20 protein-coding genes and 1 tRNA gene are annotated in these 23,197 nt (G+C 64.0%); 4 read left to right on the top strand and 17 right to left on the bottom strand.

The window, feature by feature from the left end:
* Positions 1–8: 8 nt before the first annotated feature.
* From CSC67_RS15910 to CSC67_RS15855, 12 genes are all read right to left on the bottom strand, one after another.
* A complete protein-coding gene (locus tag CSC67_RS15910) occupies positions 9–884 on the bottom strand; it encodes an ABC transporter permease (protein ID WP_118995423.1) in 876 nt (291 codons plus the stop codon).
* A complete protein-coding gene (locus CSC67_RS15905; RefSeq protein ID WP_118995422.1) occupies positions 877–1,881 on the bottom strand; it encodes an ABC transporter permease in 1,005 nt (334 codons plus the stop codon). Before CSC67_RS15905 ends, CSC67_RS15910 begins: the two co-directional genes overlap by 8 nt.
* 79 nt (positions 1,882–1,960) lie before the next feature.
* Entirely contained in the window at positions 1,961–3,487 is a 1,527-nt protein-coding gene (locus CSC67_RS15900; protein WP_118995520.1) for an ABC transporter substrate-binding protein, read from the bottom strand.
* Between the two features lie 239 nt (positions 3,488–3,726).
* Entirely contained in the window at positions 3,727–4,671 is a 945-nt protein-coding gene (locus CSC67_RS15895) for an ABC transporter substrate-binding protein (protein WP_245220258.1), read from the bottom strand.
* A 67-nt stretch (positions 4,672–4,738) separates the two neighbouring features.
* A complete protein-coding gene (gene ggt / locus CSC67_RS15890) occupies positions 4,739–6,397 on the bottom strand; it encodes a gamma-glutamyltransferase (RefSeq protein WP_118995420.1) in 1,659 nt (552 codons plus the stop codon).
* Complete coding sequence (locus CSC67_RS15885) at positions 6,384–6,644, bottom strand: hypothetical protein (RefSeq protein WP_118995419.1); 261 nt, start codon at positions 6,642–6,644, stop codon at positions 6,384–6,386. The genes ggt and CSC67_RS15885 overlap by 14 nt, the downstream gene beginning before the upstream one ends.
* Positions 6,645–6,660: 16 nt before the next feature.
* Positions 6,661–8,310 (bottom strand): L-lactate permease, encoded by a 1,650-nt coding sequence (locus CSC67_RS15880; protein ID WP_118995418.1) that lies wholly within the window; start codon positions 8,308–8,310, stop codon positions 6,661–6,663.
* A 162-nt stretch (positions 8,311–8,472) separates the two neighbouring features.
* Positions 8,473–10,023, bottom strand: coding sequence for a serine hydrolase (locus CSC67_RS15875; RefSeq protein ID WP_118995417.1), 1,551 nt, complete (start codon positions 10,021–10,023; stop codon positions 8,473–8,475).
* A gap of 163 nt (positions 10,024–10,186) precedes the next feature.
* Positions 10,187–11,251 carry a tellurite resistance/C4-dicarboxylate transporter family protein gene (locus CSC67_RS15870; protein ID WP_118995416.1) on the bottom strand — a complete coding sequence of 355 codons (1,065 nt, stop codon included), beginning with the start codon at positions 11,249–11,251 and terminating at the stop codon, positions 10,187–10,189.
* 79 nt (positions 11,252–11,330) lie between these two features.
* Complete coding sequence (locus tag CSC67_RS15865; RefSeq protein WP_118995415.1) at positions 11,331–13,313, bottom strand: clostripain-related cysteine peptidase; 1,983 nt, start codon at positions 13,311–13,313, stop codon at positions 11,331–11,333.
* Positions 13,314–13,541: 228 nt separating this feature from the next.
* On the bottom strand, positions 13,542–14,558 hold the full coding sequence (locus tag CSC67_RS15860; RefSeq protein WP_118995414.1) for an MBL fold metallo-hydrolase: 1,017 nt from the start codon (positions 14,556–14,558) through the stop codon (positions 13,542–13,544).
* Positions 14,559–14,847: 289 nt separating this feature from the next.
* Positions 14,848–14,923: transfer RNA gene (locus CSC67_RS15855), tRNA-Ala, on the bottom strand.
* 49 nt (positions 14,924–14,972) lie between these two features.
* Between CSC67_RS15855 and CSC67_RS15850 the strand changes: the two genes are divergently transcribed.
* The gene (locus CSC67_RS15850) at positions 14,973–15,794 is read left to right on the top strand and encodes a nucleotidyltransferase family protein (RefSeq protein WP_118995413.1); all 822 of its coding nucleotides are present in this window, start codon (positions 14,973–14,975) and stop codon (positions 15,792–15,794) included.
* 32 nt (positions 15,795–15,826) lie between these two features.
* On the top strand, positions 15,827–17,161 hold the full coding sequence (gene argG / locus CSC67_RS15845; RefSeq protein ID WP_118995412.1) for an argininosuccinate synthase: 1,335 nt from the start codon (positions 15,827–15,829) through the stop codon (positions 17,159–17,161).
* Positions 17,162–17,430: 269 nt separating this feature from the next.
* Here argG and argF read toward each other — a convergent pair whose 3' ends face one another.
* On the bottom strand, positions 17,431–18,366 hold the full coding sequence (gene argF / locus CSC67_RS15840) for an ornithine carbamoyltransferase (RefSeq protein WP_118995411.1): 936 nt from the start codon (positions 18,364–18,366) through the stop codon (positions 17,431–17,433).
* Positions 18,367–18,590: 224 nt separating this feature from the next.
* On the opposite strand from argF, the gene CSC67_RS15835 reads away from it, so the two are divergent.
* Entirely contained in the window at positions 18,591–18,917 is a 327-nt protein-coding gene (locus CSC67_RS15835) for a DUF3579 domain-containing protein (RefSeq protein WP_118995410.1), read from the top strand.
* Positions 18,918–18,961: 44 nt separating this feature from the next.
* Here the strand turns inward: CSC67_RS15835 and CSC67_RS15830 are convergent, their stop codons facing one another.
* From CSC67_RS15830 to CSC67_RS15820, 3 genes are all read right to left on the bottom strand, one after another.
* Positions 18,962–19,933: a 2-hydroxyacid dehydrogenase gene (locus tag CSC67_RS15830; protein ID WP_118995409.1), complete on the bottom strand. Its 972-nt coding sequence runs from the start codon at positions 19,931–19,933 to the stop codon at positions 18,962–18,964.
* A 169-nt stretch (positions 19,934–20,102) separates the two neighbouring features.
* A complete protein-coding gene (locus CSC67_RS15825; RefSeq protein WP_118995408.1) occupies positions 20,103–20,780 on the bottom strand; it encodes an isochorismatase family protein in 678 nt (225 codons plus the stop codon).
* 71 nt (positions 20,781–20,851) lie between these two features.
* Positions 20,852–21,718 (bottom strand): pirin family protein, encoded by an 867-nt coding sequence (locus CSC67_RS15820; protein ID WP_118995407.1) that lies wholly within the window; start codon positions 21,716–21,718, stop codon positions 20,852–20,854.
* A 115-nt stretch (positions 21,719–21,833) separates the two neighbouring features.
* Here CSC67_RS15820 and CSC67_RS15815 point away from each other — a divergent pair, with 115 nt between their 5' ends.
* Positions 21,834–22,739 carry a LysR family transcriptional regulator gene (locus CSC67_RS15815; RefSeq protein WP_118995519.1) on the top strand — a complete coding sequence of 302 codons (906 nt, stop codon included), beginning with the start codon at positions 21,834–21,836 and terminating at the stop codon, positions 22,737–22,739.
* 183 nt (positions 22,740–22,922) lie between these two features.
* Here the strand turns inward: CSC67_RS15815 and rpsT are convergent, their stop codons facing one another.
* Positions 22,923–23,186, bottom strand: coding sequence for a 30S ribosomal protein S20 (gene rpsT, locus CSC67_RS15810; RefSeq protein WP_118995406.1), 264 nt, complete (start codon positions 23,184–23,186; stop codon positions 22,923–22,925).
* Positions 23,187–23,197: the final 11 nt, after the last annotated feature.

The following is a 23,197-nucleotide window of genomic DNA, read 5'->3' as shown; positions in this document are numbered from 1 at the left end:
CTGCCTCGTCATCGCATCAGGGGGTCGAAACGGGCCTTCAGGCCCTCGCCCAGCTGGCTGAAGGCCAGCACCGTCAGGAACAGCACCACCAGCGGAGCCGCCAGCACCCACCAGCTGAAGTGGATGGAGGCGCGGCCTTCGGCGATCATGCCGCCCCAGGTGGGCGAGTCGGAGGAAATGGACAGGTTCACGAAGCTGAGTATGGCTTCGACGATGACGGCCACGCCCATCTCCAGGGCCAGCAGGGCCACGATGGTGGGCAGCACGTTGGGCAGCACTTCGCCGGCCAGGATGGCCAGGCGCGAGGCGCCGCCGATGCGGGCCGAATGCACGTAGTCCATGCGCGACTGCACCAGGGTTTCGGCCCGCACCACGCGCGCAAAGCGGGTCCAGTCGATGATGGCGATGGCCAGGATGACCGAGGTGAGGCCGGTGCCCAGGACAGCCACCAGCAGGATGGAAAACAGCACGGGCGGAAAGGCCATCCACACGTCGACCAGGCGCGAGACGATGCGGTCGACCCAGCCGCCGAAATAACCGGCCAGCAACCCCAGGGCGGAGCCCGCCAGGCAGGCGGCGCTGGCCGCGACCAGCGCCACGGTCAGGGCGATGCGCGCCCCGTAGATCAGGCGCGACAGCACGTCGCGTCCCAGGCTGTCGGTGCCCAGCAGGTAGCCCGGCTCGGCGCCGCTGAGGCCCATGGGCGGCAGGCGTTCCAGCAGCAGGTCCTGCGCCAGCGGATCGTGCGGAGCGATGAGGGGGGCCAGGATGGCGGCCAGCGCCACCAGCAGCAGCCATGCGGCCGACAGCCACAGGCGCAGGTTGCGCCGCCGGGCGCGGGCGCGCGGCTGGGTGTGCGGGCCGGGCAGGGTTGCTTCAGCCATGGCGCAGCCTCGGATTCAGAAGGGTGTAGGCCAGGTCCACCGCAAGATTGATGAGAATGAACAGGCCGGCGAAGGTGAGCACGATGCCCTGGATCAGGGGCAGGTCGCGGTTGATGACGGCGTCGATGGCCATATTGCCCAGGCCTTCGTAGGCAAACAGGCGTTCGACGATGACGGTGCCGCCGATCAGGAAGGTGAACTGCACGCCGATCAGGGTCAGGGTGGGCAGCGCGGCATTGCGCAGGGCCTCGCGAGTGATGACCTGAGTTTCGGTAAAGCCGCGCACCCGGGCCAGTACCGCGTAGTCCAGTTCGAGCACCTCTTTGAGCCCTTGCTTGAGCAGTTGGGAGATGATGGCCGCCAGCGGCAGCGCCAGCGACAAGGCGGGCATGAGCATGTGGGCCAGCAGGTCGGCGACCAGGTCCCAGCGCAGGCGCGCGATGGCTTCGAACAGATAGAACTGGGTGGCGAACGGCAGGCTGAGATTCGGCGAGACCCGTCCCGAGATGTGCAGTACCGGCCACAGCACCCCGAAGAGCAGGATCAGCAGCAGGCCCCACAGGAAATCGGGAATCGACAGCGTGACGCCGTTGAACAGGTCGACGCCGGCTTCCGGAGCGCGGCCGCGTTCACGCGCCCCGAAGATGGCGGTGGCGCCGCCCAGCGCCACCGCGATGAACAGGGCCAGCAGCGATAGTTCAAGGGTGGCGGGCAGGCGGTCGAGCACCAGGTCGGAAACCGGCTGGCGCAGGGTGATGGAATTGCCGAAGTCGCCCTGCAGGGCGTTGCCGGCCCAGATGACGAATTGCTGGAACAGGGATTTGTCCAGGCCGTACATGGCCGTAAGCTGGGCGATGTCGGCCTGGGTGGCGCCGGGAGGCAGCATCATGGCGATGGGATTGCCCGGCGCCACGCGTATCAGCACGAACACGACGATGGCCACGCCGATCAGCGTCAGCACCATCGAGATGAGCCTGGCAAGAATGGGTTTCAGCATTGATGCTACGTTGTGTTGCGGCGGGGCGGCGAACTGCGGCCGCCCGGAATAGGGATGAAGAAGAGGCTGGCTGGACAGTCTAGGCGGGTTTCATCATGGCCGGCGTGACGTCGCCCGTTGCGGCGGGAGGCACGACGACCTTGTCCGAATGGATGACCGGCATCACGTATTGCAGCAGCGGGATGACGTAGCCTTGCTCCATGATGTAGGCGCTGACGTCCTTCCAGCCCTGGATGCGCTTGGCCTCGTCGGTTTCGCCCCACAGCGGCAGGATTTTTTCGTCGAGATCGTCGGTGTCCCAGACCGAGTGCGGCGAAGGGCCGAACATGGCATGGCCGGTCGAAGTGGTGGGGTCGCCGATGGCGTTGCCCCAGTTGTAGAAGGCGGCGGGGGCAAGCTGGTCGGCCGCGCGCAGTTCGAAGTGCTTGGCGATTTCGTAGATTTCGATTTCGGCGTTGATGCCGACCTTGCGCCACATGCCCACGATGGCCTGGATCATCTCGTAGTCTTTGGGCTTGTAGCCGCGCGTGGTCTGGATCTTGAAGCGCACGGGCTTGTCGGTGGAGTAGCCCGAGGCGGCCAGCAGCTGCTTGGCTTTTTCGGGGTCGTACTCGAACTTGAGGTTGGCATCGTAGGCGTCGTATTCGGGCGCCTCGAGCGTGGACAGCGGCACGCCGTAGCCGCGCAGCAGGCGGTCGATGATGAGCTGCTTGTCGATGGCGTGGTGAGCGGCCAGGCGCACGTTCTTGTCTTCCATGGGACCGATGTCGTTCAGGAAGATCATGCCCACGTCGGCCACCGGAAAGGCCTCGCCCTTCAGGCCCGGCTTGGCCTTGAGGCGGTCGTATTCTTCGTAGGGGATTTCGAGCGTGATGTGCGAGTTGCCGGATTCGACCTCGGCCACGCGGCTGGCGGCGTCGGGCACGAACTTGATGGTGACCACGTCGTAGGCCGGCTTGCCGCGCCAGTAATCTTTATTGGCCACCAGGCGCACGTAGGCGCCGCGCTCGTAGTTGTCGATTTTATAGGGGCCGGTGCCGATCGGGGCTTTTTCGAAGCCCTGCGGGCCGACTTTTTCGAAATAGGCCTTGGGCAGCACGTAGCCGGTAAGGAAGGCCATCCATTTGAACACGGTGGGTTCGTATTCGAGCACGTCGCCGGTGATGGTGTTGCCGTCGATCTTGTAGTTGCCGAACTTGCCCCAGACGAACTGGCCGGGGTTGCCCGACTTGGGATCGGCGGCGCGTTCGAGCGAGAAGACCACGTCTTCGGGGCCGAAGTCGGAGCCGTCGTGCCATTTGACGCCTTCGCGCACCGTCATGTGGATGTGTTTTTTATCGTCGCTGAAGCCCCACTTCGTGAGCAGGCCGGGAGTGAAGCTGAGGTCGGGCTCTTGCTGGATGTAGCGGTCGAATACCGACAGATAAATGGGTTGAAGCTTGGGATTGACCCCTGACGCCCCGGTGGTGGGATCCCAGTTGGGCACGCCGGTGTTGTACGCGATGACGAGGTTGTCGATCGATTGTGCGAAGGCGGGCGCGCCCAACATGGAAAGCGCGGCCAGGCTGATGCCGGTTTGGAGAAACTCGCGTCGGGTCTGGGCCATGATTCTTGTCTCTTGGATGTTGTAGAAGCCGATGCACGGGCCGTGGGCCGCGTACATCGTCTCTCATCTTAAGAACAAAAGCTTGAAGCTTAAAGTGGTGTTAACCCGGTAAATAAATATGTCGGCGGCGAGCTTCTTGCGCTCTGGCGAAGGCCCGCACCACCGTGGGGAGGGGCATGGCGGACAGCGACAGGCGCCTACAGCCCTGTCGGCATCGCCAAGGCGAGTTCGAGACGCATCTATTTCATTGCTGCCAGCATGGCTTCCGTGATGCGCTTGAGATTATTCAATCCTCCTCCGATCACATACCAGCCGTTGGGGTCGACATAGAGCACGCGGCCTTCACTGTAGGCGCGGGTCCGGCTCAGCGAAGGATGCTTGGCCAGCGTGTCCGCGGCGGTCTTCTCGCCGCCGTTGATGGCGCCCCGGTCCAGCACGATGAGCCAATCGGGTTCGGCCTTGGCGATGGCCGCGATCGATTCGGCGCGAGCGGCCTCGGCCGCCTTGGCTTCCGGAGAACCGGGCTCGGGACGCGGGGCGGCGGGGGCATCGGAGTCTTTGGCCGGCAACACCGACTTCAAGCCCGCCAGTTCGTAGGCATAGCCGAAGCGGTCGCCCGGCGCGTGGGCCATGACGTTTCCTTTGATCACGAAAAGAAAGGCGCCGGTCTTGCCTTGGTTTGCCGCATGCAGGGCCTGAACGTCAGCATCGATGGCGTCGATCGCCTTTTGGGCCTGGGGCTTTTTCTGGAAGGCGTCGGCCAAAGCCAGATTGTTGCGCCGGAAACTGGCCAGAAAGTCGGCCGCATCGTTTTCGAGCACGGCCGTGGGGGCGATTTCCCGGAGCTTGGGCACGGCGTTCCGCGAGCGCCCTCCGGCGAAGATGAGTTCGGGTTTCAGCTTCTCGAGGGCGGGGTAGTCGGGTTCGAACAAAGTGCCCACCTCGGCGGCGTCTGCGTACTTTGCCAGTTCATTCCGGTAGGTCGACTTGGGGACGCCGGCCACATCGACGTCCAGCGCGTTCAGACTGTCCAGCACCGACAGGTCGAAGGTGGCGATGCGCTCGGGTGTTGCCGGAAGCGAGATCGTCCCTTGGTCGTGGACGAGTTCGAAAGCCATGGCGGGCGCCGCCGCGCAGAAGGAGAGGGCGGCGCACAGGCCGATGAAACGGTTGGAAAGCTTCACGCGTAGTCCTATGTTGAGAATGAAAAAGATTCGCATTATAGGCTCAAACATGCTTTCCGCGAGCCGTTCAGAAGCCCAGGGCCGCGCCGTCGCCGCGTGGATCGGCTCCTCCTTCGAAAAAGCCGCTTTCCCGATCGATGCGGATAGCCTGGGCATGGCCCAGCGAGCCGTCCCAGTTGCCGGCCATTTTCACCGGCTGGCCGCGCAGGCGCAGCGCCCGCACGGTTTCGTCGGGGATACGCGACTCGAGCCAGAGGTCGCGCGACTCCATGCCCCAAGTGCGGCCCATGAGCCAGCGCGGCGCTTCGACAGCCTGCTGCACGTCGAAGCCGAAATCGATCAGCCGGGTCAGGAGGGCCGCCTGGGTTTGCGGCTGGCCTTCACCGCCCATGGTGCCATAGGTGAGAACCGGTGCGCCTTCCTGGAGCAGCATGGCGGGAATGATGGTGTGGAAGGTGTGCTTTCCGGGCTCGAGCCGGTTGGGATGGCGGTCGTCCAGGGAAAAGAAGTTGCCCCGGTTCTGCATGATGATCCCCGTATCCCCGGCCACGCAGGCCGAGCCGAAATCGTGGTAGATGGACTGGATGTTGGAGACCGCCAAGCCGCTTTCATCGACGGCGCAAAAATATACCGTATCGCCCTCGGGAATGCGATGGTCGAACTGTGTGCCATAGCGCAGTCCCGGTTCGATGAGTTCCGCGGGCAGCGCCTGCATGCTGTCGATCAACGCGCGCCGGCGGTCTGCGTATTCTCTGGACAGCAGTTCATCCAGGGGAATCTTGACGTGGCCCGGGTCGGTCAGCCATTCGTCGCGGTCGGCGAAGGCCACTTTCACCACTTCGACCATATGATGGTAATAGTCGACTGTGCCTTCGCCCCACGCAGCGACGTCGAAGCCTTCAAGCAGGTTCAGTATCTGCAATGCCGCAAAACCTTGGGTATTGGGCGGCATCTGCACAACCTGATGGCCGCGGTAGGTAGTGGAAATGGGGTCGACCCATCTGGCCCGGTATTGGGCGAAGTCGTCCGCGCGAAGCGGCGAGCCGGCGGCGGCCATGGCCTCGCAGATGCGTTTGGCCAACGGGCCTTCGTAGAATGCGGCGCGGGCTCCTTGCGTGGCGATGAGTTCCATCGAACGGGCCAGATCCGCCTGCACCAGTCGGGCGCCTTCGCGTTCCGGTTTGCCGTCAGGCAGGTAGATCCGGGCCGTCCGGGGATTCTCGCGCAAGATGTACTGGTCTTCGGCCAGCCAGTCGGCCAGCGAGCGGCTTACAGCCACGCCATGGCGCGCGTGATGGATGGCGTCGGAAAACAGCGATGACCAGGGCAGGCGTCCATGGCGCTCGTGCGCGGCGCGCCAGCCGTCGACCGCGCCCGGAACCGTCAGCGCAGCCAGGGCGCCACGCGCCGGAATAGCTTTGTATCCCTGCTCGCGATAAAAGTCGCGGTTTGCGCCATATGCCGCCGGACCGCCGGCATGCAGCGCCTGAACACCGCCCGTATCCGGGCCCGCGATCAGCCAGAAGCCGTCGCCGCCGAGGCCCGCCATATGCGGATATACGACGCACAGCGTCGCATTGATCGCGATTGCGGCGTCGACGGCGCTGCCGCCGCGTCGCAGTGCGTCCAGCCCGGACGCGGACGCCAGATAATGCGGGGAAGACACCATACCTCGCGAGGAGACGGCTGGGGGGCGGCCGGTGCGAGGACCGTTAGCGTGGCTCATCATTGGCTCCTTGATCTGAAGAGGCGTTGGAGGAGGTTTCAGCAGCTTCGGGCGCCGGGGATGGCGGACCCAGCAGCAGACGCTGCACGGGCGGTATCAGGCCGCCGAAGAAAAGCGCGGCCAGGCCCAGCCACCAGAGTTGGCTGGGACCAGTGGTGGTTCCGAGGCTGATCAGCGGCGTTGCGCAGACCAGCAATATCAGGGATACGCTCAAGTAGGCGAGCCGGTTCTTGAATAAGGCGAACATGGTTGTTTTCCCCTGGTTATGCACCGAGCATGATCATGAGGATGGTGGCCGCGCCCGTCAGTGCGAAGGCGGCCAGTGTCCAGGGCAGGGTCTTGCGCAGGACATCGCCCTCTTTGCCGCTGATCCCGGCGGTGCTGGTTCCGAGCACGACGTTGGCAGGGCCGATGGCGTTGCCTATCGCGCCGCCCGCACTCTGGGCCGCCAGAATGGTCGCCACGGGCAGGTCCTTGAGCCTGGCCAAGGTGTATTGCAAATCCGAGAACAGCGTGTTGGACGACGTGCTGCTGGACGTGGCGAAGGCGCCGATGATTCCGATGCCATTGGACAGGAAAGCGAACACATAGGCCGGCGCCACAGCGGCGATTCCAAAGGCCAGTGCTTCGTTCTGGCCCGAATGGTCCATGATGCGCGCCATGACCAGGAACGCGATGATGGGCACGGATGCGGGCACGGCGCTGGCAAACAGATTGCGCACGATGCGTGACTGAGTCACGGTGGGGTCGGCGGCCGCCCAGGCCCTGTAGTAGCCCCGCGCACTGAAGATCAGCCAGGTCAAGGCAGCTGTGACGAGCAGGCTGGCGCCGGGGTTGGTCAGCGGAGCCATGGCCGAATAACGGGGCGTCGCGACGTTGACGATTCCATAGCCGGTGGCGACTTCGGGAAAAGGCAGGCCGATGGTGAAAGAGCCCAGTGCACTTCTCAGCGGCTCGATCAGCGATGAGCTCAAAGCGAAGACGGTAAGCAGGGCATACGGCATGAAGGACATGAGCAGCCCCATGGGCGCCGACTTGTCGTCGCTGCGTGCACTGCCTATGCCTGCTTCCAACATGGCGGGTCGCTCTGTCAGGCCGCCCAGCGGCTCGGCATACCGGGGCCAGCGCGACAGCGGATACAGGGCCAGCATGGCCAGGGTAGCGGGTATGAACGCTGCCAGGACCGGGTCGAACCAGACGACGATGATCTGTCCCATGCCTTGTATGGCTGAAATGATCAGCACCAGAGGCCAGGCATGCCGGACCGCCGGCCAGCGTCCGTACATCCAGACGACGGTGAACCCGCCCAGGAGCACTTGGATGGTCAGCAGCAGCGCGGATTGATGGGCGGTGGCTTGCGTCGTGGCCGCATCCAGGTCGACCACCTGCAGCGTGGCGAGCCAGCCCACCCCCAGCGTGCCATAGAACTTGGCCCAGATGTGGGCGATGATGGGTATGGCGACCGCGTAGACCGGACGCATGCCGATGGCCACCAGCAACGGAGCCACCACAACGATGGGCGTGCCGAAACCGTCGATGCCTTGCAGGAACGACGTGAATACCCAGCCCAGGGCGACGACGATGAACAGTTCGTTGCGGCTGAAGCTGACGATGCCCCGGCGCAGCGCCTCGTAACCGCCGGCCTTGCTCATGATGTGATACAGCAGCAGCGCCGGCCAGATCACCAGCAGGATCGAAGCCGAATCCCATATTCCCTTGGCGCTTGCGACCGCCAGAGTGTCTACGGGAGTGCGAAAGACGAGCAGGGCGACTCCGGCCGCCACGAACATGCCGGTGGTGCCCGCTTGCTGGGCGGTCCAGCGCAGCTTGACCAGCAGGAAGGCCAGGGCGAGGATAGGCAGGGCAGCCAGGGACCAATGCAGCCAGTCGATGGGAATCAGGGTTGTGTGCATAACTGTCGAAGGAAGGATGGCGTAGCGCCATTCGGTTCAAGGAATTCTTACAGCATCCTTAAACCAGTGTGGGCAAAGGCCCAGCTCCTGTCCTTGACATATATCAACCCTTGCCGCATTGTGGTTATTGCGGCCCGGCACGCCGCCGCATCGGCTTTGGGCTCAGTGCCGTTCCAGCGTGCCGACGCCGCTCTCTTGGTACAGCTCGATCGCCAGGCTTTGCGCCACGCCGCCCGGGCCGACGGCGAAGGTGACCGCCGAGCGCGAGTCGGCGGGCGCCATTTCGCCGTCCGGCTCGAACACGAAGACGTTGCCGCTCCAATGCTGTAGCGCGTACATCTTGGGAACCGGACCGAGCGCCAGGACGAGTTCGCCGCCGCGCTGTTCGACCCGTGCATCGCCGTAGTAGTCGTTGCCGTAGACGCCGGTGTAGGCGTGGGCCGGCAGCGCCGGAGCAGGGTCGGTGGGGAAAGGCGCGCCGGCCAGCTCTCCGAAGGGCTTGGCCATGTCGGCGAAGTACGGCCCCACTACGTCGAGCCAGTCGCGCGTTATGTGTCCGAATTGAACCAGATCCAGATACGAAAGGCACAGCGCCTCGGCGGCGCCCACGGGCAAAGCGTTGGTGAGGACCACGATGCCGGTGTCCGCCGCGGGCAGCAGATTGAAGCTGGTGCCCGCGCCCATGAGAAAAGCGCCCGAATGGCCCAGCTGGGTGAAGCCGGCCCGCGAGGTCGAGACGTTGAAGCCGTATCCATAGTAGCCGGCGGACTGCTCTCCGGAAGGCGGCGAGGTCATGACCTGCGGGCTGAGGGCCGGCGTCAGGGCGTTCTCGGGAATCAACTGCCTTCCTTCATGCTTCCCCTCGCGCAGCACCATGCTCATCCATTGCGCCATGTCCAGCACGTTGGAGCTGACGCCGCCCGCCGGCGTCTGAGCGTCGGGCTGGCGTATCGGCCCGGGCTGGAAGCCGTCTCCGTCGCGGATATGTGGATGGGCGCGATTGGCCCGCGCCATGAAGTCGGCATAACGCGAACTGGTGGACGCCATGCCCAGCGGGCCGTAGATCGTTTCCTGCGAGAGATCTTCCCAGGCGACGCCGGCCGCCGTTGCCACGGCTTGAGCCGCGGTCGTAATGCCGAAGTTGGTGTAGGCATAGCGGCTGCGCAAGGGCGCCGAGGCCAGAAAGCGCAGGCGTTCCATGGTTTCCAGGCGCGTATAACCCAACTCTTCCAGGTCGTCGCCCGCATGGTCGGGCAGGCCGGACTGATGCGAGTAGAGATCGCCCACGGTCAGCCGGGCGGTGGCCTCGGGATCGTTCAGCGCGAACCAGGGCAGGTCGCGAGCCACCAGCGTATCCCAGGTTACGACGCCCGCGCCTACCTGGGCCGCGACGACGGTGGCGCCGACCGATTTGGATACCGATGCCAGCTGGAATACTGTTTCCGGGTCGACAGGAGCCGGGTCACCCAGCTTGCGCACGCCGAAGCCCTTGGCATAGACGGTTTTCCCCTGGTGCACGACCGCCACCGCCAGGCCCGGTATGACGGAGCGTTCGAGGATTTCTGCAGCGAGATCGTCCAATTGGGCGACCGCCGCCGTTACCCGGGCTGGCGGAATTTGCGCCTGCGACGAGGATCCGCCACCGCCGCAAGAGGCCAGCGCCACGGCGGCCGCGGATGCCAGAAGAACGCGATAAAGCCTGGATGAATGCATGCCGCCTCCGTGGGGTCGTCATGCGGAGCGGCGTCTGAAGACGCGTGCGACCAGTCGGCCGGACACTGCGTGCGCGCATGAGTCGTTATGTTGATTGTTGTTACGACTGCTTTGGCGGCATTTTAACCGTCTACCGGATTTTTTATGAGTGTTTTGGCTAGGCCTAGGCCTCGCAGCCTCCGCGATTTCCCTTGAACCGCCTGCCGACATCGTGCGACAACCCTACAAAGGCCACGACCCAGGCCGCCATCGCCGCATACAGAAAGCAGATAGGCAACACATGCAGAAAATCCAGCTCGAGCTGTTGAATCAGGCTTTGGGTGCTGGCCGCGTACATGCCGAAGGGAAACACCACGCCCCAGTACAGCGGATCGTAGCGGACGGGAAAGCGCATGGTCACATGCCGCCAGAAGCCCAGTGCCAGAAGCAGTGGAATCCACCAGGTGCCCGCCGCCCAGAAGAACAGGGTAAGCCCTTTTATGAAGGGCAGGATGGAGGCAAGAAAGGGCGATGCCGCGGCATTGGCGATCAGCTGCGTTCCCGCCAGCGTCGAGATGGCCATGGCGCCCATATTGATCCAGTACGAGGGCGACAGGTCGGCGGGCGAAAAGCGCAGGAACAGATAGCGAAAGAAGATCAGCGCCATGATCAGCCCATACAGCATGCCGCCGCTCAGCCACATCGCCAAGGCGATGAAGTCCAGCAGCGCCGCGTCGATGGGACCGCCATGGCCGGCCAGGGCGCCGCCCAGCACCGCGATCGACTGCGTCGCCACGACCGCCAGCAGCCAGCTTCCGCTCAGGCCGCGGTCCAGTCCGGGCTTGTCGGCGCGCACCGTCAGCGCGGCGAAAATCGCGTAGACCAGGACGATCCACAGCGCGGCGGCCAGGCCCCATAACAGCCACCCCGCGCGGTAGCTGCCGCCCAGCGCCACGAATTGCGTGCCGAGGATGCCGCTGCCGGCCACCATCGTGAAGTATCCGGGCGCCCGCACATGGTCGCCCATGTCGCGGAAGAAACGCCGGGAGTGCCGCGCCAGGCGAAGCAGCGTCAGCGCCCACAGCACGGCAAAGAAAAAGATGTTCAGCTTGAACATCACTTGCGCCACGCGGGGCAGGAAAAGCATGGCGGCGGCCAGGGAAACGATGCCGGTCGCCATGACCAGGCCGAACGAGGCGGGCGACATCGAAGCAAGGCCCCGCTCAGGGGCCTGTTGCGCATTCTTCATTATGGTCGAGCGGCGGACCGCCCACGCCGCCGCCGGTTTTCCGAGGCGGTGGCATGGGCGGCCTTGCCGCCAGGGTTCTCTACATCGTCATTGTGCCTTGATAATCGACGATGCCAAAGCTGAACCCGCAGGCGGCGCCGCAAAGTTCGGTCGCCGTTGCGGTTTGCAATTGCCACCAGTCTTCCTGCGGCGTGTCGGCGTCGCCGGCGTCGAAGCTCACGATGCTGCGGCTGCGATCCGCCTGCCATTCGCCGTCGACCAGGATGAGGGGATAGAACTCCAGCCCCTCTTCGAGGCCTTGCGGATCGGTTCGGCTGGCATAGGGGCTGGCTCCGCTGCCTGCGAGGAAGTTGAGGATGCGGTAGGTTTTATTGCCCTGGACGTCTTCGTTGTACTCCACCAGCAAGACGCCTTTCATGCCTATCCTGCTGTCGTCCAGACTGCTGTCCGGCTGAACGCCCGGATAGCGCAGGAGGACGGGGATGGTGTAGGTGGCGTAGCCGACGGCCATCCGCGGCGTGTCGTCGGGCAGGACGCTGACCAGCACCGGGGGGCCCACGGAGCTGGGCAGCAGAAACCAGCCGTCGTCGGGACGGGCGGCGATGAGCACTTCGTCGCCGGCGGGCGGCGGCGCCTGGGCGTCCAGCGGCTTGATCGCAAGGTGCTGGCTGCCCGGCGCGTTGGACGTATTCCACAGATTGGCATATTCCACGGCGGCGAAGTTGGCATTGTTCAGCCGAGCATAAGAGATGCCGCCCGCCTGTTGCGGCGTGCCGAGCGTGGGCTTCGGAAGCCCGGGGCTGCGGGCCAGTTCGACGTAGCGCGTGACCAAGCTCTTCAGGCTGTCGGGAACGTCCAGCGCGGCATGCCGAAGATACATGTCGCCCTTGTTCTGTCCGGCGCTGACCAGGGGCATGTAAAGCGTCATGCCGCCCGCCGCCCAAAGGTTCTCGCCATATTTGTTGTAGACCACGGCTTCGTTCAGCGAGGCTTCGACGGCTGCAACTTGTTCTTCCGACACATCAAGCATGCGCAGCGCCGGCTTGGTGAAGAAGTCGGCCATGTCCACCAGGTCGTACCGGTTGCCGAACAGCCAGGAGGTCTGGAAGTCGTGCGAGCTGCGGCGCGTATAAGCCAGGTCCGCCCAGGCGTTGTATTGCTGTGCTGCGCTGCCGGCGTTGAGCTTGTCCACGATGGTGGCCGACACGGCGCCGAGGTTTTCCATCAGGGCGTCCATTTTGCCCAGATCGGTCAGTGAAAGCGTGACGAAGTACTCTCCTTCCGCGGCCATTTTTTCGCTATAGCCGTCGACGATGGCCTTGCCCGTGGAGAGCGCGGTGCTGCCGCTGTCGTTGACCACGTGGCTCAGATAGGCCTTCCAGTCCCACCCCCGGCCCGGCTCGATTTCCTGCGAGGCCACCAGGTAGCGCGCATAGGGGCGCAGCATGTATGCCACTTCGGCGCTGGCCATGAGGCAGGCGTCGAAGCCGACCAGGTCGAACGTGGCTCCGGTGGTGCGCTTGGCCCCTTCGAGGGCCTCGGCGAGTTCGGGCATGGACATGGTGCTTGTGCCGGGGAAGTTTCTGTCGACGCCATATCCTCCCAGCGGACCGCCGCCGTGATCCCAGAACACGAGATGATAGGACTTGGCGGGATAGGCGCCGACCCCCCATTCGATGAACTTGCGCAGGTTGGCGGGATCGGTCATGCGCTGGCTGCCCAGGTCGCTGATGAGTTCCGTACCGCCATTGAGGACTTTCTGGCGTTTTACCGTGCGCCAGCCTTCTTTGTCGGCCGCGCCTGTTTCCACGATGATGTTGACTTCCTGGCTGGAGCCGACCTGCATCATCTCCTTGAGGTTCTCCGTGGCGAGGCTCCAGTTTTCTTCCAGGTCGGAGCCCACCACGTAGACCAGCACCGTGGCCCGGGCCTGGTCATCCTTGGACGAGTCGCCGCTGCCGCCACAGGCCGTCAGCAGCAGCATGAGCGCCAGCAGCGGCGCCAGCATCCAGCGCGGCCAGGCGCTGGGCGGGTGAAGAAGAGCTGAAATATCCAGACGCATGAGTTCTTGCCTTTTTCAGAAGTTCAACCGCGCAGCCCGGCGCCGCAAAACGGCGCCGCCGGCGAGGCGGAAAATACTTTGTCATATTTGGACAGACTTGGCAAAAACTACTTTGTAACTGTGCCGGCAAGAAGCAGCTGGACAACAACGGCCGGGCGCGATGCCGAACTCGCCAATCAAGGCGTTGGACGCCAACTGTGTGTCGCCGGCGTGTTCAGAAAGAAAGCGTCAGCGTTTGATCCTGAAACCGTACTGTCCCTTGTAGCCATTGACGACGATCGCGTCGTCGTCGATCACAAAACGCATCAGGTCTTCGCCCACCACCACCGGGCCCGCGTAAGTCTTGCCCACGTTTTCGAGCAGGACATTGCTTGCCGGCAGATCGAGCTGCTCGCCGGCCAGCCGGACGACCAAGTGTGTGAATGCAGCGAGTTTGGGCTTTGCCTGATCGAAGATCCTGCCCGCTTCTTCGGGAGAGGTATGGTGTTCGGCCACCGCTTTGTAGACCGGCTGCTCTTTGATCAACTCCTCCGAGATATAAGCCACCTCGTGCAGCAGCAGGTCGGCGTCCTTGCCGGCCCGGGCCACTTTCTCGTCGTAAGTCGTGTCGCCGCTGATCACCGCCTTCTTGCCGTCGTATTCGATGACGTAGCCGAAATTGGGCTTGATCAGATCGCCGTGATGAGAGTCGAAAGCGGTGATCTTGACGCCATTGTGCTCGTAGCTGAATCCGCCCGCGATATCGTGAGCGTCGATTTCGATGCCTGAGAGCGGCTCTTTTTCATCCGCATGGCGGATGCGGGTATTTTCCGCAAACGCCATTTCGAGATGCTTGGCCATGGCTTCGGTGCCTCGGGGGCCGTACAGCACCATGGGCGTGGTGCGGCCGCCGTATCCCGTGCCGATCCAGCCCGTCATCCAGAAGTCGGCCAGGCCGTTCAAATGGTCCGAATGAGAGTGGGTGATGAAGCTGGCCGTGATTTTGCGCATGGGAATCCCCAATTGCGACAGCCGGATCGTCACGCCGCGCCCCAGGTCGATCAGGTATTTGTCCGACCCCGCCTCGACCAGTATCGACTGGCTGAAGCGGGTGGCGTTGGGAGCGGGGCTGCCGGTGCCCAGCAGGGTAATGCTCAGGGGTTCGGCTGCCGCCAGAGGCGGAGCGCTGGCCAGTGCCAGCACGGCAAGCGCAGAAATGGCGGCCTTGCGGGCGGCCAGAAACAGACTTGGACGGTGTGTCGGCATTTCTCTACCCCCCTTGTGCAATATTCTCTGTGGGATCTACCCAGCTTGGAGCGTGCGCTTGCGTCCAGGCCGCATGCAACGAGCATAACAAGAAAATGGTCCCGGTTGATGATGCCCGTTCGATCCCTGGTCCGGAGTTCTTTCGGCAAGGGCGAAAACGCTGGACGCCGCCGGATGGCAAGCTGCTTTGGCAGGGCGGTCGGACTCGAAAAAGCCGACTTGAGCATAAAAAAGGGCCAATAAAAAAGGGCAAATGCTTAGTGATATCAAGCATTTGCCCTTGGCATTCTGGTGGAGACGAGGAGGATCGAACTCCCGACCTTCGCATTGCGAACGCGACGCTCTCCCAGCTGAGCTACGTCCCCGAAAGCAAAGTATTTTAGCAAAACATTTGCCGCCGTGTATGCTTGCCGTATGTCCAGCGTTTTGATTTCCGAGCCGGTGAGTTCCGGCGGCCACACTCCGCCTGCATATCCGCCTTGCAATGCCGAATCGGCAGGCCCGGGTGGCAGCGCCGGGCCGCAGGCCGTGCACGACGACGGCAAGCCGGCGGCGTCATCCGATGGCGGCCGGAGCCTGCCTGTCGCCGTCGCCATTCTTGCGGCCGGGCTCAGCCGCCGCATGGGCGTGCTCAACAAACTGGTGCAGGACATCGACGGGGCGCCCATGGTGCGCCGGGTTGCCCAGCAGGCGCTGGCCTCGCGCGGCGACCGGGTCTTTGTGGTGGTGGGCCATGAAGCCGACAAAGTGCGCGAGGCGCTGTCGGGCCTGCCCCTCGGCTTCGTCGACAACCCCGATTACCGGGAAGGGCTGGCGGCCTCGGTGCGCGCCGCGGCGCAGGCCGCCCGGCGCGGCGAGGCGCTGATGATCTGCCTGGGCGACATGCCGCAGGTGTCCACGGCGGTCATGGACCGGCTCATCGAGGCCTATCGTGGCCGGGCCGCCGGCGATCATGCCTCGGCAGGCGGCGGGACCGGCGGCGATCACGGTTCACCGGACAAGGCGGCCTATCAACCGGAATTCGAAGGCCGGCGGGGCAACCCGGTGCTTTGGACGCCGCGGGCGATATCGTCGCTGACGGCCCTGCGGGGCGATGAAGGGGCCCGCGCCGTATTGAAAAGCCTGGGCGATGCGGTGATGGCGGTGCCGGTGCGCAGCGGCGGCATCTTCATGGACATCGACACCCCGCAAGCCTTGCAGGCCGCGCGCCAGGGAGAGAAGTTTTTGCGTACGTAGTAGAATTTCGTATTCGAATTTTGGCGCACGCAATGACTACCATACTTCAGAACGTTCCGGTCGGCCAGAAGGTCGGCATCGCATTTTCAGGCGGCCTGGATACCAGTGCCGCTTTGCTTTGGATGCGCAACAAGGGCTCGATTCCCTTCGCCTACACGGCCAATCTGGGCCAGCCCGACGAACCCGATTATGAAGCCATTCCGCGCAAGGCGCTCGAATACGGCGCCGAGAAAGCCCGCCTCATCGACTGCCGCCAGCAACTGGTGGCCGAAGGCATTGCGGCCCTGCAGTGCGGCGCCTTCCACGTCTCCACCGCCGGCGTCACCTACTTCAACACCACGCCCATCGGACGCGCCGTGACGGGCACCATGCTGGTGGCCGCCATGAAAGAAGACGACGTCAACATCTGGGGCGACGGCAGCACCTACAAGGGCAACGACATCGAGCGCTTCTACCGCTACGGCCTGCTCACCAATCCCAACCTGCAGATCTACAAGCCCTGGCTCGACCAGACCTTCATCGATGAACTGGGCGGCCGCGCCGAGATGTCCGAGTACATGCGCGAGCATGGCTTCGACTACAAGATGTCGGCCGAGAAAGCCTATTCCACCGACTCCAACATGCTGGGCGCCACGCACGAGGCCAAAGACCTCGAGCACCTGAACTCCGGTATCCGCATCGTGCAGCCCATCATGGGCGTGGCGTTCTGGCGCGACGACGTCCAGGTCAAGGCCGAAGAGGTGTCGGTGCGCTTCGAACAGGGGCGTCCCGTCGCCCTGAACGGCCGCGAGTACAGCGACAGCGTCGAACTGCTGCTCGAAGCCAACCGCATCGGCGGGCGCCACGGCCTGGGCATGAGCGACCAGATCGAGAACCGCATCATCGAGGCCAAGAGCCGGGGCATCTACGAGGCCCCAGGGCTGGCCCTGCTGTTCATCGCCTACGAGCGTCTGGTCACGGGCATCCACAACGAAGACACCATCGAGCAATACCGCGAGAACGGCCGCAAACTGGGCCGCCTGCTGTACCAGGGCCGCTGGTTCGATCCGCAGGCCATCATGCTGCGCGAAGCCTCGCAGCGCTGGGTGGCGCGCGCCGTCACGGGCGAAGTCACGCTGGAACTGCGCCGGGGCAACGACTATTCGCTGCTCAATACCGAGTCGCCCAACCTCACCTATCACCCCGAGCGCCTCACCATGGAAAAAGGCGATTCCGTATTCTCGCCGCGCGACCGCATCGGCCAGCTCACCATGCGCAACCTCGACATCACCGACACGCGCGACAAACTCTTCACCTACACTCAGGCCGGCCTGCTGGCCAGCAAGGGTTCCGCCTTGCCGCAGCTGAAGGACGACAGCGAGAAATAGGCTGTCGCGATCGGGTCCGGCCCGTCGTAGGCGCCGGGGCACGACGGCGCGACAAGATGCAAAAAGAGCCGCTATCAAGCGGCTCTTTTTACCGCTGGGCCTTTACCGCTGGGCCTTTACCGCCGGGCCGTCCCAAGGCTCGGCGCCCCCGGCAAAAAAGGCCCCCTTTTGGAGCAGCAAGGAGGCGCAGCCTGAGCGGCGTGGGGGCTTTTTACTGTTCAGATGTCAGCTGGCCATGCTCGCCGCGGTCCGGCATCGGCGCCAGAGGCCTACAAGTGTCCCAGCAGCAGGAACTCCATCAGCGCCTTCTGCACGTGCATGCGGTTTTCGGCCTCGTCCCAGACCACGCTTTGCGGGCCGTCGATGACGTCTGCGCTGACTTCCTCGCCGCGATGGGCGGGCAGGCAGTGCATGAAGAGGGCGGCGGGGTCGGCCGCGGCCATCATCTCGGCGTCGACGCACCAGTTGGCGAAGGCCTTGCGGCGCGCCTCGTTTTCGTCCTCGTAGCCCATGCTGGTCCAGACGTCGGTGGTGACCAGGTGGGCGCCGCGGCAGGCTTCCAGCGGGTCGTCGAACTGGCGCAGCACCCGGGCGGGTGGCTGGCCGACGCGGGCGAATTCCAGCTGATAGCCCTTGGGCGCGGACACATGCAGGGTGAAGCCCAGGATCTCGGCCGCCTGCAGCCAGGTGTAGGCCATATTGTTGGCGTCGCCGATCCAGGCCACCGTCCTGCCCTCGACGGGACCCGAGTGCTCGATGAAGGTGAAGATGTCGGCCAGGATCTGGCAGGGGTGATATTCGTTGGTGAGCCCGTTGATGACCGGCACGCGCGAATGGGCGGCAAAGCGCTCGATGCGCGTCTGCTCGAAGGTGCGGATCATGACCAGGTCGACCATGCGTGAAATGACGCGCGCGGTGTCCTCGATGGGTTCAGAACGGCCCAGTTGAGAATCGCCCGTGGTCAGGTGGATGACCGAGCCGCCCATCTGGTACATGCCCGCCTCGAACGAAACCCGGGTGCGCGTGCTGGCCTTCTCGAACACCATGGCCAGGTTGCGGTCGTGCAAGGGGCGATGCGGCTCGTAACGCTTGAACTTGTCCTTGATGAGTTTTGCTCGTTCGAACAGGTACAGGATTTCTTCTTTGGTGAAGTCGCGAAACTGCAGAAAATGCCGCAAGGGGCCCGTTTGCTGTTGCTGGGACATGTTAAGCCTTGGATCAAAGACGACTATTGTAGCTATCATATACAATCTTCGCGCAGCGCTGCGATTATGACGCCGGGGCCGGCAGCCCAATGGCGCGAGCCTGCGCGGCGTGGGGGCATTTTTGCCGCCGGGCCGCCCCAAGGCAAAAAAGCCCCCTCGGGGGGCAGCAAGCAGGCGCGAGCCTGCGCGGCGTGGGGGCATTTTGTTCAGTTTGCGGGTTAAGCATGTCGGAAGATCAACAGCAGGGCCTGATCAGGCAATTCATCATTCATGGCGTTACCCAGGCAGGGCAACGCTTTCGGCCCAGCGACTGGGCCGAGCGCCTGGCGGGAGTCATGTCCCCCTTTCGACCCGAAGGCTCGGGCGGCGGACCGCTCAGCTATTCTCCCTACGTCGTGCCCACCTTCATCGAAGGCGTGCGCTGCGTCGTCGTGGACCGCCGCCTGCGCCAGCTCGAGCCCCTGGCCTGGAACTTTGTCGAAGAGTTTGCCCGGGACAACGATTTACGAACAAGCGAAAGGGAAATTCCCACACGAATGCGCCCGGGCTGACCGGGCTTTTTTATTGCCGGCGGCCGGCGGCGCCAGGGCGGCGTTCAGGTCACGGAGCGCGGCACGGGAGTCAGCACCTTGCCGCTGCGCGCATAGGATTCGGCATTCTCGACCAGCAGATTGACCATGGCTTGCCGGGTCTCCAGGGTGGCGCTGGCGATGTGGGGCATCAACACGGCGTTGTCCAGCGCCTTGAGCGCGTCGGGCACATGAGGTTCGGACTCGAACACGTCCAGGCCCGCACCGGCGATGAGCCCGCTTTCCAGCGCTTCGATCAGCGCTTTTTCGTCCACGACGGAACCGCGCGCCACATTGATCAGCACGCCTTCCGGGCCCAAGGCCTCCAGCACCCGGCGGTCGATCAGATGCCGCGTGTCCGGGCCGCCCACGGTGGCCACCACGAGAATGTCGGACCAGGCCGCCAGGGCGAGCAGATCGCTCTCGTAAGTCCAGGCCACGTCGGCGCGGGGCCGGCGGTTGTGATAGCGCAAGTCCATGGCGAAGCCTGACGCGCGCTGCGCCACGGCCAGGCCCACCCGGCCCAGGCCGACGATGCCCAGCCGCTTGCCCGTCACGCGCTTGCCCAGCGGCAGGGACGCAAGCTGGTTTTCCCATTTGCCTTCGCGCACGAAGCGCTCGGCCCGGCCCATGCCGCGCATCGTGGCCAGGATCAGGCCCCAGGCGAGGTCGGCCACGCAATCGTTCAGGACGTCGGGCGTGTTGCTGACCTGGATGCCGCGCGCATGCGCGTGCTCGACGTCTATGCTGTCGTAGCCCACGCCCAGGCTGCAGATCGCCTTGAGTTCGGGAAGCTGATCGATCAGGGCCGCCCGGGCGGGGTGGAAGGCGCTGGCGATCAGCACTTCGACCTGCCCGCCATGGTCGCGCATCAGCCGGTTCGGGTCCTCGGCCTCCCATAGGCGAAGGCAATGGTAGCGCTTTTCCAGGCGTTTCTGCGCATCGGGCAGGATGGGCAGGGCGAGAAGCTGCAGGAGGATGGGCTTGGTTTCGGACATCGGTGCGTGTGGTCGGCGTTTGCGGAAAGGCGGTGGGCGAGTGGCGTTGCGATGTCGAAAACTATAACCTGAAAGCCTCGCCGCGGCCGGCCGGCGCCGGGCCGTGCCGAATAAAAAATGCTACCCGGCGCGCATACGCCGGGTGGCACGATGTGGAACCCGCACGGCTTCAGCGCATCGAGTCGAGCGTTTCGTTATTCTTGACCACGTCCTGCGCTTTGGCGTAGCTCTCGATCAGCAATTGGTAGGCCGGGAATATTTTGGTATAGATCTCGGCCCATTCCTGCGCATCCTCGCGATTCCAGGTCTTTTGCAGCTCAGCGGCGACTGCGGCGGTATCCATCGGCACCACGCCCGCCTGCACGACTCTCGCCAAGGTGATTTCCTGGGCCATTTTGCTGTAAGTGCCGGAGGCGTCGATCACGGCGAACACCTTGTAGCCCTCGGCCACCGCGCTGACCGAAGGAAAGGCCATGCAGACGCTCGTGATGGTGCCCGCGATAATGAGGGTCTTGCGTCCCGTCGCCTTCACGGCGGCGACGAAGTCCGGATTGTCCCAGGCGTTGATCTCGCCCTTGCGCGCCACGTACTGGGCATGGGGAGCGTTCTGGTGGATTTCCGGGATCAGCGGCCCGTTCGGCCCCTGCGGCACCGAGGCAGTGGTGATGACCGGCAATTTGGACAAGGCCGCTATCTTGGCAAGGACGCCCGCGCGAGCGCGTAGTTCAGGCATCGGCATGTCGCCGACGGTTTGAAAGAGGCCGCTCTGGTGGTCGATCAGCAGCATTACGGCGTCGTTGGGATCAATGGCGGGGCGCTGGTCGCCGAAGTTGGCTGGTGTGCTCATGGCTTTCTCCTTGAGGGTTGGGTGCGTCGCACCCGAGTTGTCCGGCCGCCTGCAGGCGGCCGGAGGCTTGCTCAGGCCCGTGCCTGGCCGAACCGGCCACTGTTGAAATCGTCGATCGCCTGCACGATCTCCTGCTGACTGTTCATCACGAACGGACCATGGCCCACGATGGGCTCGTCGATAGGTTCTCCGCTGAGCAGCAATATGGACGCGTCGCTGTTAGCCTCGATGGAGATGTTCTGGCCGGCTCGGTCCAGCACGACCATTTGCGCTTCGCGGGCAATCGCGCTGCCGTTGACCTGCACCGTGCCCCGCAGCACCACAAGCGCTGTGGACCAACCCTCCGGCAGCGTCAGGGCCGTGTAGCCGCCCTGTGCGAGCCGCAAGTCCCAGACATTCATGGGCGTGAAGCTGCGGGCCGGGCCGATATGTCCGTCGAGCTCGCCTGAGATAAGCCGCGCGGTACCGGCGCCGTCGGGCAAGGCAACCGCGGGGATATCGCGGTCGGAAATTGCCTGGTAGTTCGGCGCAGTCGATTTGTCCCTGGCGGGCAGGTTCACCCAGAGTTGCACCATTTCAAGAGCGCCTCCGGATCGGCTGAAGGCCGGCGAGTGGAACTCTTCGTGCAGGATGCCGGCGCCCGCCGTCATCCATTGCACGTCGCCGGGGCCGATGACTCCGCCTTGGCCGGTCGAGTCGCGATGCGAAACCTCTCCTTTGTAGACTATGGTCACGGTCTCGAAGCCACGGTGCGGATGTTGGCCGACACCGCGAGGCTTGGCCGCCGGTGTGAAGTCCGCCGGGCCTGCGTAGTCTAGAAGAAGGAAGGGACTCAATTGCTTGCCGTGGCTGTTGTACGAGAACAGGGAGCGCACGGGAAAACCGTCGCCCACCCAGTGGGGCCGAGGGGCGGTGTAAATACCAAGTACCTTTTTCATGATCTTCTCCGGAATGAGATTGGATGCGCTATGTAGAAATGATAGTTCTGGTACGATGAGAGCGGTAGAGTGCAAATTCGGGCATCAGAGTCCTATTTAATGAACGGTGAGCATGATGCAGGACCTGAACGATCTCTATTACTTTGTCCAAGCCGTGGAGCACGGAGGCTTTGCCCCCGCCGGGCGGGCATTGGGCATGCCCAAATCCAAGCTCAGCCGGCGCATCTCCAATCTAGAAGAAAGACTGGGCGTACGCCTGATACAGCGCACCACGCGCCGCTTTGCCGTAACTGAAATCGAGCGAACCTATTACGACCATTGCAAGGCGATGCTGGTGGAAGCCGAAGCGGCGCAAGAAGCGATCGATGAAACGCGAGCCGAGCCGAGGGGCGTGATCCGCATGACCTGCCCGGTTGCGTTGCTGCATGTACATATCGGTTCAATGCTGGCCGATTTCATGGCGCTGCATCCCCAGGTGGTCGTGCATCTCGAGGCAAGCAACCGCCGGGTCGACGTCGTGGGCGAAGCCGTCGATGTGGCGATCCGGGTGCGTCCGCCGCCCCTCGAGGACAGCGACCTGGTGATGCGGGTTCTTGCTGACCGAGAGCAATGCCTGGTCGCCAGCCGGGGGCTAGTTGAACGGCATCTCTTCCCTTCCTCGCCAGCGCAGCTCAACGCTCTGCCTAGTCTGGGCTTGGGCATGCCCCAGCGGTCTTTCGCCTGGACACTTTTCGGACCGGACGGGGCGCGGGCAACGATCCATCACACGCCCCGCTTCGTGACCACCGACATGATTGCTTTGCGCAATGCCGCGGTGGCTGGCGTTGGCGTCGTACAGCTTCCCTTATTGATGGTGAGCGATCAACTGGCGGATGGTTCTCTGGTCAGGGTGGTGCCGCAGTGGGCTCCGCGCCGCGAGATCATTCATGCGGTGTTTCCGACCCGGCGGGGGCTGCTGCCGTCGATCCGCGCCCTGATCGACTATCTGGCGCAGCGGTTTGAACGCATTCACGAAGAATGACATTGAGGTCGGCCAGGCAAAAAATGGGTGCTCATGTCCCGCAGGTTCTCGCCTGCTTGCCGCCGCCAAGGGCGTCCTTGCGAAGGGGCAGGCCTTGGAGCGGCTCGGCGGCAAAAAAAAACAGGACGCCGATGCGTCCTGTTTCATGCGGGGCGGCCCGCGCCGATTAAACCGAAAGCCCGTTCAGGCCAGTGCCTTGATGGCGGCGGCCAGGCGGCTCTTGTGGCGGGCAGCCTTGTTCTTGTGGATGATGTTCTTGTCGGCCACGCGATCGATGACGCTGGTGGCTTTCTGCAGGACTTCGGTCGCGGCGGCTTTGTCGCCGGTCTCGATGGCCTGGCGCACGCGCTTGATCGACGTGCGAAGCATCGAGCGCATGCTGGAATTATGCTTGTTGCGCGCAACCGATTGGCGGGCGCGCTTGCGAGCTTGGGCAGTATTGGCCATAAGTGTTCTGT

It is taken from the genome of Pusillimonas caeni (assembly GCF_003545815.1).
GTDB classification, from domain to species: Bacteria; Pseudomonadota; Gammaproteobacteria; order Burkholderiales; family Burkholderiaceae_B; genus Pusillimonas; species Pusillimonas caeni.
Note: the sequence above shows the minus strand (reverse complement) of the source record. Positions and strands in the feature narration are given on the sequence as shown.